Origin of the sequence: Streptomyces sp. NPDC058289 (genome assembly GCF_042880975.1) — a bacterium.
GTDB classification, from domain to species: Bacteria; Actinomycetota; Actinomycetes; order Streptomycetales; family Streptomycetaceae; genus Streptomyces; species Streptomyces stoeckheimensis.
In genome coordinates this window covers 12,054-25,007 of sequence record NZ_JBHVYI010000020.1, presented here as the reverse complement: position 1 = coordinate 25,007, position 12,954 = coordinate 12,054, and the positions used below count along the sequence as shown (strand labels likewise).

At 71.6% G+C, this 12,954-nt stretch carries 11 protein-coding genes; 2 read left to right on the top strand and 9 right to left on the bottom strand.

Translation table 11 applies throughout. From position 1 onward, the window contains the following. The first annotated feature begins 71 nt into the window (after nucleotides 1–71). On the top strand, nucleotides 72–701 hold the full coding sequence (locus ACFVX6_RS12965; RefSeq protein WP_389690718.1) for a hypothetical protein: 630 nt from the start codon (nucleotides 72–74) through the stop codon (nucleotides 699–701). 184 nt (nucleotides 702–885) lie between these two features. Here the strand turns inward: ACFVX6_RS12965 and ACFVX6_RS12960 are convergent, their stop codons facing one another. The 3 genes from ACFVX6_RS12960 to ACFVX6_RS12950 form a co-directional block, all read right to left on the bottom strand. Then, the gene (locus ACFVX6_RS12960) at nucleotides 886–1,482 is read right to left on the bottom strand and encodes a hypothetical protein (protein ID WP_389690716.1); all 597 of its coding nucleotides are present in this window, start codon (nucleotides 1,480–1,482) and stop codon (nucleotides 886–888) included. Nucleotides 1,483–1,541: 59 nt separating this feature from the next. Beyond that, nucleotides 1,542–2,252 carry a ribonuclease HII gene (locus ACFVX6_RS12955; protein ID WP_389690714.1) on the bottom strand — a complete coding sequence of 237 codons (711 nt, stop codon included), beginning with the start codon at nucleotides 2,250–2,252 and terminating at the stop codon, nucleotides 1,542–1,544. A gap of 123 nt (nucleotides 2,253–2,375) precedes the next feature. After that, the gene (locus tag ACFVX6_RS12950) at nucleotides 2,376–2,978 is read right to left on the bottom strand and encodes a TetR/AcrR family transcriptional regulator (RefSeq protein WP_389690712.1); all 603 of its coding nucleotides are present in this window, start codon (nucleotides 2,976–2,978) and stop codon (nucleotides 2,376–2,378) included. A 140-nt stretch (nucleotides 2,979–3,118) separates the two neighbouring features. Between ACFVX6_RS12950 and ACFVX6_RS12945 the strand changes: the two genes are divergently transcribed. After that, entirely contained in the window at nucleotides 3,119–4,672 is a 1,554-nt protein-coding gene (locus ACFVX6_RS12945; protein ID WP_389690710.1) for an MFS transporter, read from the top strand. A gap of 97 nt (nucleotides 4,673–4,769) precedes the next feature. Here the strand turns inward: ACFVX6_RS12945 and ACFVX6_RS12940 are convergent, their stop codons facing one another. The 6 genes from ACFVX6_RS12940 to ACFVX6_RS12915 form a co-directional block, all read right to left on the bottom strand. Then, nucleotides 4,770–6,470 carry a DUF4173 domain-containing protein gene (locus tag ACFVX6_RS12940; protein ID WP_389690708.1) on the bottom strand — a complete coding sequence of 567 codons (1,701 nt, stop codon included), beginning with the start codon at nucleotides 6,468–6,470 and terminating at the stop codon, nucleotides 4,770–4,772. Nucleotides 6,471–6,639: 169 nt separating this feature from the next. Next, nucleotides 6,640–7,554 (bottom strand): ADP-ribosylglycohydrolase family protein, encoded by a 915-nt coding sequence (locus ACFVX6_RS12935; protein ID WP_389690706.1) that lies wholly within the window; start codon nucleotides 7,552–7,554, stop codon nucleotides 6,640–6,642. Nucleotides 7,555–7,565: 11 nt separating this feature from the next. After that, on the bottom strand, nucleotides 7,566–8,225 hold the full coding sequence (locus ACFVX6_RS12930) for a histidine phosphatase family protein (RefSeq protein WP_389690704.1): 660 nt from the start codon (nucleotides 8,223–8,225) through the stop codon (nucleotides 7,566–7,568). 94 nt (nucleotides 8,226–8,319) lie between these two features. Beyond that, nucleotides 8,320–8,925, bottom strand: coding sequence for a YdbC family protein (locus ACFVX6_RS12925; protein WP_389690702.1), 606 nt, complete (start codon nucleotides 8,923–8,925; stop codon nucleotides 8,320–8,322). Between the two features lie 32 nt (nucleotides 8,926–8,957). Beyond that, the gene (locus ACFVX6_RS12920; protein WP_389690700.1) at nucleotides 8,958–9,782 is read right to left on the bottom strand and encodes an arylamine N-acetyltransferase; all 825 of its coding nucleotides are present in this window, start codon (nucleotides 9,780–9,782) and stop codon (nucleotides 8,958–8,960) included. A gap of 153 nt (nucleotides 9,783–9,935) precedes the next feature. Further along, entirely contained in the window at nucleotides 9,936–12,830 is a 2,895-nt protein-coding gene (locus ACFVX6_RS12915; protein ID WP_389690698.1) for a vitamin B12-dependent ribonucleotide reductase, read from the bottom strand. Nucleotides 12,831–12,954: the final 124 nt, after the last annotated feature.

Below are 12,954 nucleotides of genomic sequence, written 5' to 3'. Positions count from 1 at the left end.
CCTGGGCCGCGCCGCGGCGCGCCCGCACTCCAGCTGTGCCCGTACGCGGGCGTGTACCCGAAGGGAGGACCGTGACCTTCGGATTCACCCCGCCCTCGACCACGTCCCTGACCATGGCCGCCGGCGGCGCCGGCCGGCACGGCAGACTGTTGGAACCCTCCGAGTGGACGGCGTCGGGTATCCCCCTGCTGCGCAATCCGCGCGAGGTCGTCAGCGGACTGCATTCACGACACAGTCCCGGCCCGTCCACGGCGGTGATCGCCGTGCTCGGGCCCGAGGAGCGGCTCGTGGCCAGCGCCTCCTTCGTGCAGCGCTCCACCGCGGTCGACGGCTGGGAGTACCGCAACGCCCTGCTCTCCCGGCTGCGCCGGGTCATTCCGCACGACCTGCGGCGACGGACCCCGGTACGGACCGCCGTGCTGCTGTTCTGCCGCGACGGCGACGAGCGCTGGACCGAGGAGGACGGGGCCTGGATGTGGGGGCTGCGGGACGCCTGCACCCTGCACGGGCTGCGCTGCGGGGCGTACATCACGCTGACCCGGGGCGGCTGGCAGGTGCTGGGCGAAGGCCGCGGCGGCCGGAGCCCCAGCTCGGAGTCCCGGCCGGAGCGCCTCGGCGATGTGCCGTCCGAGTTCGCGCCGCTCTCCCTGCGCAGCGGCGGCGGAGCCACGGAGGCCCTGCGCCGCACCGCCGCACGCTGAGTCCGTACCGCCGCACGCACGGCCCGGCCCGGCCCGTCGGACGCACGGAGCGCGCAGGGCCGCGTACCCGGGAACGACCAACGGCCGTACACCCGGAACGGGCGTACGGCTGGTCAGGCCTCGGACTTCGGCAGGGCCGGCCATCGGCCCGCCCCGCCCCTCGACGGTGCGGGAGTACGGGGCGTCAGACGCCCGCGCCCAGCACGGAGTTGATCTGCTGCGGCTCGCCGCACACGATGAGGAGCGCACCGGCTCGCGCGAGCGCGTCCGGCAGGGCTCCGGCGGCCGCCTCGACGGATCCGCCGTTGGCCGCGAAGACCACGACGGGACGGCCGGCCGCGCGCTGCACCTGCGCCGCGTCCGCGTAGAAGACGTCGTCCCCGGCATCGTGCAGGGCCCAGTACGCGGCCTCGCCGAAGGACAGCTCGTGCGCGGCCCACGGGTGCGGGTCGCCGGTGGTGAGCACCAGGATGTCACCGGGCGCCCGCCCGGTGTCGAGCAACAGGTCCACGGCCTCTTCGGCCGCGTCCAGCGCACCCTCGGCGGATGCCGGGATCAGTTGGACCTGCGGGACGGCCGCCGAGACCGAAGGTGCGGTGGCGGCTACGGGAACGGGGGTGGCCTGCGGTTTCCGCGGGGCGGGCGGCGCGGGCCGGGGTGCGGGACGCGGGCCGGGTACGGGGCGGGGGGTCTGCGCGCTGCGGCTCGCGGCCGGCGTGACGCGGGGACCCTGGGCACTCTCGTGAATCTGAGGCTCCTCGGGGGCGGGGGTGAGAGGCATGAGCTGATATTCATCAAACACCGGTGCGAAACGTACCGGTTGGTGGCACGTGTGTGCGATCAGAAATCGAAGCCGAGTTGGCCTCCGTTTTCCAGTTCCATCGATTCCTCGCTGCGGCGCACCTTCTTGAGGTGGCTCCAGCGGGGCAGCGCGTCGAGGTAGGACCAGGAGAGCCGGTGGTACGCCGTCGGACCCTGCTCCTCCAGTGCCGCCCGGTGCACGGGCGAGGGATATCCGGCGTTGGCGGCGAAAGCGAAGTCCTGGATTCCGCCGCCCTGTTCGCCGATCTCGGCCATCATCCGGTCGCGCCGGACCTTGGCGATCACCGAGGCCGCGGCGACGGCGACGCAGGACTGGTCGCCCTTGATCACCGTCCGGACCTGCCAGGGTGCACCGAGGTAGTCGTGCTTGCCGTCGAGTATCACCGCGTCGGGCCGCACGGGCAGCGCCTCCAGGGCGCGCACCGCGGCGAGGCGCAGGGCGGCGGTCATCCCGAGCTCGTCGATCTCCTCGGGGGACGAGTGGCCCAGGGCGTAGGCCGTGACCCAGTCCTCCAGGACGCCGACGAGCGCGTCACGGCGCTTGACGGTGAGCAGTTTGGAGTCGGTGAGTCCCGCGGGCGGCCGGCGCAGGCCGGTGATCGCCGCGCAGACGGTGACGGGACCGGCCCAGGCCCCTCGTCCGACTTCGTCGACCCCGGCGATGACCTTGGCGCCGGTGGTCGCTCGGAGGGAGCGTTCGACGGTGTGAGTGGGTGCTTCGTACGGCATGGCGCCAGCAAGGTTACGCCGCCCCGGGCCGCCTGCACACCCCGCCCCCTCCCCGCCGCGCCGCCGCCCCCTCCCGGCCGCGCCCCGGTCACCTCGGCGCCGCGCCACCCGCCCCGCCCCGTCTCACACCCTGAGCAGCGGGACCATCACCCCGTCGATCATCTCGGCGATTTCCGTGTCCACCCATTCGCTCCCGCACACCTTCGCGCGGTACATCATCAGCGCGGGGATGACCTCGACGAGCAGCGGACCGGTCGCGTCCGACCGGACGTCCCCCCGCTCGATTCCACGTCGCACCAGCTCGCCGATCAACCCGTGTGCCGGTTCGTACAGGCCGGCCCGGACCAGGTCGCGGAAGCGCTCCGCATGGGTGTGATCGCACTCGTGAAGCACCGTCCTCAGCGCCTGCCCGGCCCGCGACCGCATGACGTCCCGCATCCGCACGCACAGCGCGAACAGGTCCTCGCGCGCCGACCCCAGGTCCGGGATCCGGCCGAGCGGCGGCAGCCGCGTCCGCAGCGCCTCGGCCACCAGGTCCGCCTTCGAGGGCCAGCGGCGGTACAGCGCGGCCTTGCCCGTCTGCGCTCCCGAGGCGACGCCCTCCATCGTGAGGGCGTTCCAGCCCGTGGTGCTCAGCTGCTCCAACGCGGCGTCGAGAATCGCCCGTTCGAGTTCGGGTCCGCGCCTGCGCCCCGGGGTCGCCGCCGGCCGGCGTGAACCCACCACTCCCGTTACCTCCGACCGGCTCATGCGTCCGTCGCACGGATTTTCAGTCTTAGTGAACGCTTGCGTTCACTAAGACTGTCTCCCTACCGTGGAACCGCCGTGAACGATTGCGTTCACTATTGCACTTGGGGGGACCCACAGTGACAACTCCTCAGCTCTCCACACTCCGGATACCGGCCGCGGCCCGCCGAGGGGGGCGCCCGGGAGTGGCGCTCACCGTCATCGCCGCCTGCCAGCTCATGGTCGTCCTCGACGCGACGATCGTGAACATCGCACTCCCGCACATCCAGACCGACCTGGCCATCTCCACCACCGACCTGTCCTGGGTGATCAGCGCCTACACGCTCGCCTTCGGCGGTCTGCTGCTGCTCGGCGGCCGCGCCGGCGACATCTTGGGCCGCCGCCGCGTCTTCCTGACCGGCATCCTGCTCTTCACCCTGGCCTCCTTGCTCGGCGGATTCGCCGAGGAGTCCTGGCAGTTGCTCGCCGCCCGCGCCCTCCAGGGCGTCGGCGGCGCCATCGCCTCGCCGACCTCCCTCGCCCTGATCACCACGACCTTCGCCGAGGGGCCCGCCCGCAACCGCGCCTTCGGCGTGTTCGCCGCCGTCTCGGCGGGCGGCGGCGCCATCGGCCTGCTGGCCGGCGGCATGCTCACCGAGTGGCTCGACTGGCGCTGGGTCTTCTTCGTCAACGTGCCGATCGGGCTGCTGATCGCCTTCCTGACCCCGCTCTACATCAACGAGTCCGAGCGCCACCCCGGCCGCTTCGACATCGCCGGAGCGCTCACCTCCACCGGTGGCATGACCGCGCTCGTCTACGGGTTCATCCGCGCTTCCCAGGACGGCTGGCGCGACGGCGTGACCATCGGCTCGTTCGGCGTGGCCGTCCTCCTGCTCGCGGCCTTCGTGCTCGTCGAGTCCCGGGCAGCCGATCCGATCACCCCGCTGCGCATGTTCGCCGCGCGCAACCGCACCGGCACCTACGTGATCATGCTCAGCCTGGCCGCCGCGATGTTCGGCATGTTCTTCTTCATCGTCCAGTTCGTGCAGAACGTGCTGGGCTTCTCCCCGATCAGGTCCGGCATCGGCTTCCTGCCCATCACGGCCGCCATCATCATCGCCGCCGGACTTTCGCAGCGCCTCCTGCCGCGTTTCGGCCCCAAGCCGTTCATGGTCACCGGGTCCGCCCTCACCGGCGCCGGCCTGACCTGGCTGTCCTTCATCGAGACCGACACTTCCTACCTCTCCGGGGTACTGGGCCCGATGCTGCTGTTCGGCTTCGGCATGGGCCTCAACTTCGTCACCCTCACCCTCACCGCCGTCTCCGGAGTGGCCCCGCAGGAAGCGGGCGCGGCCTCCGGACTGCTCAACGCGAGCCAGCAGGTCGGCGGCTCGCTCGGACTGTCCATCCTGGTCACCGTCTTCGGCACCGCCGGCCGCAACGAGGCCGCCCGACAGGTCCCGGACTTCCAAGCGCACGCCGGCCAGGGACAACTGGAGGCGTTCCTGCAGACGGGCCGGCTGCCCGACCCCTGGGGAGACCTCGTCCTCACCCGGGGCATCGCCACCGCCTTCATCGCCGCCGTGGTCATGGCGGGGATCGCGCTCCTCACCGCGCTGCTGGTGATCCGCGTGCGCGCGAGCGACCTGGAGGCCCTGAACGGAGCCTCCGCGAAGGCCGGTCCGGCCGCCTGAGCACGCAGCCCCGTACGGCACGCAGTCCCGTACGAGGGGCCCGGCGCGGGAAACTTCCGCGCCGGGCCCCTCGCCTGCCCGGGCCGTCGCTTCCGGCCTAGTACTCGATCCGGCTCCCGAAGGTCCCCAGGCCCTTGCACTGCTCGTACGAGGCGCTCACCTCGCGCTCGCTCAGGATCTCCCGGGCCCGGCGCTCCCCCAGGCTCGTCGCGTACCAGGGCCTCCGGCCCGCCGCCGCCAGCTCCCTGGCGATCCCGCGCAGGGCGCAGGAGCGCTGGGGCTCGGGCAACCGGTCCAGGGCGGGTACCGCGTCCGCCGACAGCGACTGGAAGTAGGCCAGGTCGATCTTGCCGTCCTGTTCGTACCGCGTGACGTTGCCCTCCGCGATCACCCTGTCCGGGGACATCAGCCCGAAGACCAGTACGGCGGCCACGGCGCTCCCCGCGACCGCGCGGGGCAGCCAGCGGGCGCCGAACAGCCCGCCGACCATGATCAGTACGATGACCAGCCCGAGCCACAGCTCCACACCGGCCACCGACAGGCGCAGCCTGGTCAGCCCGTACGCGTCCACGTACAGGTCCATGCGGCGCAGCGCCGAGGCGACGACCACGAGGGTGAGCGCGCAGAGCGTGCCGAGCACGACGCGCACCAACCGCCGGTCGCCGGCTCCGTCGCGCGGGGCCCAGCGCAGGGCGAGCGCGATGACGGCGAGGGTGAGCAGGGTGGCCCAGAGCAGCTGCCAGAAGCCCTGGCGCGCGTACGCGGCGTAGGTGAGGCCGGTGGCCTCCAGGACCTTGCGGTAGCCGCCGAAGAGGACGGTGAGCTGGACGGCGTTGAACGCGGCGAAGAGCAGGTTCAGCACGATGAGCGGAAGGGCCCACTCCACCCGCGAGCGCGCCTTCCCCGGGCGCACCTCGATCCGGTCCCAGCGGGAGGGGGCGGCGGCCGCGCGGGCGACGGCGATCGCGACGAGGAGGCCCACGGCGAAGAGCAGGAAGCGGACCGGGCCGCCCATGCCGCTGACGTCGGGGGTCAGCCCGCTCAGCAGGTCGGCGAACGCGGCGTCGGCGGAGGCGAACAGGGTGCCGAAGAGCGCCAGCAGGACCACGGCCACCACGACGGCCTTCGCCACCGGCAGCCAGCGCTCCCGGCGCCCTTCGCCGCGCGAGCGCAGGCCGCTCCAGACCCAACGCACCCCGAGGACGGTGGAGTCCAGGAGACCGACCGGGCCGAGCAGGATGCCGGGCCAACTGCGGCTGCCGTGCAGGGCCAGGGCGCCCGTCAGGAGGGCCGCGAACAGGGCCGTCACGGCCGGCCAGGCGGAGGCGCGCAGGGCGGGCACGGCGAGCAGCGCGAGACAGCCGAGCGCCCAGAGCGCGGTCCAGGGGCGCAGCGTGCGGCCGGCCCCACGGGCGGCCGCGCAGGCGGCGACGAGCGCCGGCAGGACCGCGAGGAGCAGACCCGGGCCCAGCCCCTCGCCGAGGAGCAGGGAGACGGCGATGCCGGAGGCGAGCACGGCGCCCAGCACGACGGCCGGTACCGGTCCGACGGCGGCCGGGCGCGCGGCCTCGGCCCAGGCGAGCGGGGCCATCGACCAGGCGCCGGAGGCGGCGCGCTCCTTGCGCACCTGGTGGGCCTGCCAGGCCTTGGGATCCCACCCGGGCGGCGCGGGTGGCGTGGGCGCGGGTGGCGCGGGCGCGGCTGGTGCGGGCGCGCCTGGTGCGGACCCTGCGTCGGCCCCCGTGCCCGCGGCGTCCGCCGTCTCGGCGTTGTCCGCGCCGGTGTTCCCTGCTGACATCGGGTTCCCCTCCCCTGTCGGCCTCCCCGGCCGACAGGCGGGGGTGGCGAAGCCGACAGGGTAGGCCGGTCAGATGCAGTTTTGAACAGGCTCAAAAGATGCCTGTGGCAGGACCGTGACAAACGGAGGGGTACGAACCGGCACGGACCGCCGCTACCGCGCCACCCTGCTACTCCGCCGACTCCGGCAGCCAGGCCGGCAGTGCCTCGGTCCGGGCCAGCCAGGCCTGCGGCAGCACCGCGTCCCCGCGTGCGCCCAGCACTCCGCCGACGATCGCGCAGGTGGTGTCCACGTCTCCGCCGACCTGGGCGGTGGTCCAGAAGGCCCGCTCGTAGTCGTCCAGGCCCCGCGCCGCCGACCACAGGGCGAACGGCACCGTGTCGTGCGCGCTGGTGCGCCGGCCGCAGCCCAGTACGGCGGCGACGGTGGTCGCGTCGCCGTAGTCGAGCATGTCGCGCGCCCGCCGCACCCCGGCGCCCACCGCGCTCCGCGGAACGAGCGCGATCACCCCGTCCAGCAGGTCGGCGGCCTTCGGCGGCCCGGCCGGATCGGCCGCCAGCGCGGCCGCGGCGGCCACGGCCATCGCGCCGCACACCGCTTCGCGGTGCTGGTGGGTGGTGTAGGCGGAGATCTCCGCCTGGTGGGTGGCCTGCTCCGGGTCGTCGGCGTACCAGGCGCCCAGCGGGGCGACCCGCATGGCCGCGCCGTTACCCCAGGAACCCTGCCCGTTGAACAGTTCCGCGGCGAGCGTGCGCCAGTCCGCGCCCTCGCGGATCAGGCGCAGCATCCGGTTCACGGCGGGACCGTAGCCGCGGTCGAAGTCGTGGTGGTGGGCGAAGGAGGCGGCCAGCGCGTCCTGGTCCACCCGGCCGTGCCCGGCGAGCACGGCCACCACCGAGCAGGCCATCTCGGTGTCGTCGGTCCACTGCCACGGATCGCTGCCGCCGGGCAGCTCGCGCCGCTTGAGCAGCGGGTAGTTCACGGGGACGAAGTACTGGGAACCCAGTGCGTCGCCCAGGGCCAGCCCCCGGAGGCTGGCCATGGCGCGTGCGTAGCGCCCTTCGGGAGAGGAGTCAGAGGTCATCGCGCGTCACTCTAGCCGTCCAGGTCGTAAGGCTCGGGTGTGGTCCACCGCTCAAACGGGCGGTCCATCCGGTACCGGCCGTCGGAGCCCAGCAGGAGCACCCGGTACTCACCGTTCCCCGGGTTGGAGAGGGCCTCGAACTCGGCAACGGACCAGTGGAACCAGCGCATGCAGAACAGCCTCATCGTCAGGCCGTGCGTCACGAGCAGCACGTTCTCGGGATGGTCCGGGGCCTCGAAGCTGCGGTAGAGGCTCTCCAGGAAGGCCCCGACCCGGTCGTACACGTCCGCGCCCGACTCCCCTTGCGCGAAGCGGTAGAAGAAGTGCCCGTACGCGTCCCGGTAGGCCTTCTGCAGCCGTACGTCCTCCCGCTCCTGCCAGTTCCCCCAGTCCTGCTCGCGCAGCCTCGGCTCCTCGCGCATCCGTACGCGCGTCGGGTCCAGGCGCAGCTCGCGGAAGGTCTGCAGGGTCCGGCGGTACGGGGAGACGTACGCGCTGACGTGCTCGTCCCCGAAGAGCTCGCGCAGGCGCACGCCGGCCTCCGCCGCCTGCTCGCGCCCGGTGCGGGTCAGCCGGAGGGCGTGGTCGGGCTCCCGCTCGTACAACGTGTCATCGGCATTGCCTTCCGATTCCCCGTGCCGGACAAGGACGATGCGCCGTGGTCGAACCATTCCACGACCCTATTCGGCCACCGCCGGGCACATCGACCGGGCTCGCCGGTCGGGCCGGCGGCGACCATACAGTCGGGTCGTCAGACAGGCCCGGTCACACCGTCCAGGACGGTTCGAGGTCGACGACGTCCCCGGTGAGGGCCTCCACGTCGGCCTGGATCTGGGCGCGCAGCGACAGCCTTTCGACGCGCTCCTGCCGGTACTTGCCGTGTTCGGCCGCCGCGTGCCACATCGACAGCACCAGGAACTCGCGGCCGGGAGCCTCGCCGAAGAGGCCCCGGACCATGCCGGGCGAGCCCGCCATGGCCGGGTTCCAGACCTTCTCCTGCATGAGCGCGAAATGGTCCACGCGACCTTCCCGCACCCGGGTGTGGGCGACCCGGACGACGTCAGCGTCGGTGAAGCGCGGTTCGAAGCCGGTCTTCACGTCGAAGCGGTGGTCGAAGAGCGTGACCCGCGCGTCGGTGTAGGTGCCGTTCTGCGAAGCGGCCAGCCGGTCGTAGGAGCGGGCCATGAAGGAGTCGTAGAAGGAACGGCTCTCCCAGAAGGTGAAGACGTGCGCCACCCCCTGCCGGCCCCGGCTCCAGCCGCCGCCCTGCCCCCGGAATCCGGGTTCGCCGGGCAGCCCCGCCCATTTGCGCTGCCCGCGCTCGAACCCGCGTCGGTCCGTCACCGTGCAGCGAATCCACTTGACCAGCACTGCGCCATCGTACGGGCCCGGCGGGGCCCGGGTCAGTCCTCGGCGCGGTACATCCGAAGGAGTTCCGCCTCGTCCCGCTCGGACAGCCGAAGCCCGAACTCCCGCCCGAGCAGGGCGAGCAGCTCCCCGGCCGGCACCTCCCGCCGCTCGGTCCGCCCGTCGGGGAGCAGGCGCGACAGCTCCCGCCCTACGAGGGCCAGGCGCTCGGAGTCGCCCTGCCGCTGGACGACCACCCGGCCGACGAAGGCGGAGCGGGGGTGCGAGGAGCTGTAGTGGTTCAGCACCACGTAGTCGACGGGGTGGTAGGGCTGCGGGGAGAAGGCGTACAGGTCCCTCCAGACGCCCTCGCGGGGCACGCACAGCACGCGGACCCCGTCCGCTTCCTCCCGGACGCGGAACACCCACTCCCCCTGGCGCACTTCGGCGCCGGGGCGCGCCAACGGCACGGGCTCCCGCGGCCCCTGCCAGCCGAACCCGGCGTCGCAGAGCCACGGTTCCCCCTCGACGGTGACGACGAGCACGGCGTGCGTCACCGCGGTCAGGGCGTCCCCCCGGGAGCGGTTGCGGGCGCCGCGCCCGGAGACCTCGAAGCCGATCCGCTCCAGGGCGGCGGCCAGCAGGGTGTTCTGCTCGTAGCAGTAGCCGCCGCGGCGGTCGTGCACGAGCTTGTCCTCGACCGTCTTGACGTCCAGCCCGACGGGGCGGCCGAACAGCACGTCCAGGCTCTCGAAGGTGATCGCACCGGTGTGCGCCCGGTGCACTGCCTTCAACGTCGCCAGGTCCGGCCGGAGTTCCCCGCCGCTCCAGCCGATCCTCGCCAGATAGGCGTCCAGGTCCAGCTCGTCACCGTTCCACATGGCTTCCCCGCTCCGTCCGTCCCGAGATCCCCGGGCGCCCCGGTGGTGGCGCCCCACCCAATGATCGGCAACGTGAGCGGACACGAAAAAGCGGGGACCGGCACATGCCGGTCCCCGCCCTGTTCGGCTACTCGGTGGCAGCCCTCAGCCGTATCAGCTGCAGCCGCTGGTGGAGCCGCAGCCCTCGCAGATGTAGCAGGAGCCGGCGCGCTGCATCTTCGTACCGCAGGAGAAGCACAGCGGGGCGTCGGCGGAGACGCCGAGCTGCATCTCGACCAGTTCGGCGCTGGAGTGCGCCGTCTTGGGGGCCGGGGCCGGGACGACCGCGACCGGCTTGGTGGCCGGGACGGTCTGGACCGCGGCGAGCGGGGCCGCCTGGGTCAGGGACTCCGTGTCGAGCTCCTCGTCGAGGGGCTCGTAGGAACCGGTGTCCAGGTGGCGCTGACGCTCCTCGGCGGAGTGGATGCCGAGGGCCGAGCGGGTCTCGAAGGGCAGGAAGTCGAGCGCCACGCGACGGAAGATGTAGTCGACGATCGACTGCGCCATCCGCACGTCCGGGTCGTCCGTCATGCCGGCCGGCTCGAAGCGCATGTTCGTGAACTTCGCGACGTACGTCTCCAGCGGGACGCCGTACTGCAGACCGACCGAAACGGCGATCGAGAAGGCGTCCATCATGCCCGCGAGGGTCGAACCCTGCTTGGACATCTTCAGGAAGACCTCGCCGAGACCGTCGTCCGGGTAGGAGTTCGCGGTCATGTAGCCCTCGGCGCCACCGACCGTGAAGGAGGTGGTGATCCCCGGGCGGCCCTTCGGGAGGCGCTTGCGGACCGGGCGGTACTCGATGATCTTCTCGACGGCCGTCCGGATGGTGTCCTCCGCCTTGGCGGTGACCTCCTCCTTCTCCTCTTCCTTCTTCTTCGCGGAGAGGGGCTGGCCGACCTTGCAGTTGTCGCGGTAGATCGCGAGCGCCTTGACGCCCAGCTTCCACGCCTCGAAGTAGATCTCCTCGATCTCCTCGACGGTCGCCGTCTCCGGCATGTTGACCGTCTTCGAGATCGCGCCGGAGATCCAGGGCTGGATCGCGGCCATCATGCGCACGTGGCCCATCGCGGAGATGGAACGCTCGCCCATCGCGCAGTCGAAGACCGAGTAGTGCTCCTGCTTCAGGCCCGGGGCGTCGACGACCACGCCGTGCTCGGCGATGTGGGCGACGATCGCCTCGATCTGCTCTTCCTGGTAGCCCATGCGGCGCAGGGCCTGCGGAACGGTGCCGTTGACGATCTGCATCGAGCCGCCGCCGACGAGCTTCTTGAACTTGACCAGGGCCAGGTCCGGCTCGACACCGGTGGTGTCACAGGACATCGCGAGACCGATGGTGCCGGTCGGCGCGAGGACGGAGGCCTGCGAGTTGCGGAAGCCGTTCTTCTCGCCGAGGCGGATCACGTCCTGCCAGGCCTCGGTGGCCGCGGCCCAGATGACGTTGTCCAGGTCCTCGGTGCGCGGCGCGACGGCGTTGGCGTCGGCGTGCTGCTTCATGACGCGCTTGTGCGACTCGGCGTTGCGGGCGTAGCCGTCGTACGGGCCGACGATCGCGGCCAGCTCGGCGGAGCGCTTGTACGCGGTACCGGTCATCAGCGAGGTGATCGACGCGGCGAGGGTGCGGCCGCCGTCGGAGTCGTACGCGTGGCCGGTGGCCATCAGCAGGGCGCCGAGGTTGGCGTAGCCGATGCCCAGCTGGCGGAAGGCGCGGGTGTTCTCGCCGATCTTCTGCGTCGGGAAGTCCGCGAAGCAGATGGAGATGTCCATCGCGGTGATGACCAGCTCGACGACCTTGGAGAAGCGCTCGGCGTCGAAGGACTGGTTGCCCTTGCCGTCGTCGTCGAGGAACTTCATCAGGTTCAGCGAGGCGAGGTTGCAGGACGTGTTGTCCAGGTGCATGTACTCGCTGCACGGGTTGGACGCGGTGATGCGGCCGGACTCGGGGCAGGTGTGCCAGTTGTTGATCACACCGTCGTACTGGATGCCCGGGTCGGCACAGGCCCACGCGGCCTCGGCGAGCTTGCGGAAGAGCGACTTGGCGTCGACCGTCTCGATGACCTCGCCGGTCATGCGGGCGCGCAGGCCGAACTCGGTGCCGTTCTCGACGGCCGTCATGAACTCGTCGTTCACGCGGACGGAGTTGTTGGCGTTCTGGTACTGGACGGACGTGATGTCGTCGCCGCCCAGGTCCATGTCGAAGCCCGCGTCGCGCAGGGCGCGGATCTTCTCCTCTTCCTTCACCTTGGTCGCGATGAAGTCCTCGACGTCCGGGTGGTCCACGTCCAGGACGACCATCTTGGCCGCCCGGCGGGTGGCGCCGCCCGACTTGATCGTTCCGGCGGACGCGTCGGCGCCGCGCATGAAGGAGACCGGGCCGGAGGCGTTGCCGCCGGAGGAGAGGAGCTCCTTGGAGGAGCGGATGCGGGAGAGGTTCAGGCCGGCGCCGGAGCCGCCCTTGAAGATCATGCCCTCTTCCTTGTACCAGTCGAGGATCGACTCCATGGAGTCGTCGACGGCCAGGATGAAGCAGGCGGAGACCTGCTGCGGCTGGGGCGTGCCGACGTTGAACCACACCGGCGAGTTGAAGCTGAAGATCTGGTGCAGGAGCGCGTAGGTCAGCTCGTGCTCGAAGATCTCCGCGTCGGCGGGCGACGTGAAGTAGTCGAAGTCCTCGCCGGCCTTCGTGTACGTCTTCACGATCCGGTCGATGAGCTGCTTCAGACCGGTCTCGCGCTGCGGGGTGCCGACCGCACCGCGGAAGTACTTGCTGGTGACGATGTTGACCGCGTTCACCGACCAGAAGTCGGGGAACTCGACGCCGTACTGCTCGAAGTTGACCGAGCCGTCGCGCCAGTTGGTCATGACGACGTCGCGGCGCGCCCAGGTCACCTCGTCGTACGGGTGCACGCCCGGGGTGGTGTGGATGCGCTCGATACGCAGGCCGCTCTTGGCAGTCTTGGTGCCCTTGGCGCGGGAACCTCGTGCCGAGCTGCTCGCCGTCTCTGTCATGCCGTTCCTCCCAATGCGGGCAAAACGCCCTAAAGTGCCAGCGCTATTCCGCGGCACGGTGCTGTGTGTCTTGTATCTACGTCTTCTTCGCCAGACCCACCGGCCGTTCCACGACGCACGCACG

Coding starts and splice junctions, on each gene's coding strand:
- ACFVX6_RS12960 (WP_389690716.1), bottom strand. CDS start 1,482: ATGCCTCTCACCCCCGCCCCCGAGGAGCCTCAGATTCACGAGAGTGCC.
- ACFVX6_RS12955 (WP_389690714.1), bottom strand. CDS start 2,252: ATGCCGTACGAAGCACCCACTCACACCGTCGAACGCTCCCTCCGAGCG.
- ACFVX6_RS12940 (WP_389690708.1), bottom strand. CDS start 6,470: ATGTCAGCAGGGAACACCGGCGCGGACAACGCCGAGACGGCGGACGCC.
- ACFVX6_RS12935 (WP_389690706.1), bottom strand. CDS start 7,554: ATGACCTCTGACTCCTCTCCCGAAGGGCGCTACGCACGCGCCATGGCC.
- ACFVX6_RS12930 (WP_389690704.1), bottom strand. CDS start 8,225: ATGGTTCGACCACGGCGCATCGTCCTTGTCCGGCACGGGGAATCGGAA.
- ACFVX6_RS12920 (WP_389690700.1), bottom strand. CDS start 9,782: ATGTGGAACGGTGACGAGCTGGACCTGGACGCCTATCTGGCGAGGATC.
- ACFVX6_RS12915 (WP_389690698.1), bottom strand. CDS start 12,830: ATGACAGAGACGGCGAGCAGCTCGGCACGAGGTTCCCGCGCCAAGGGC.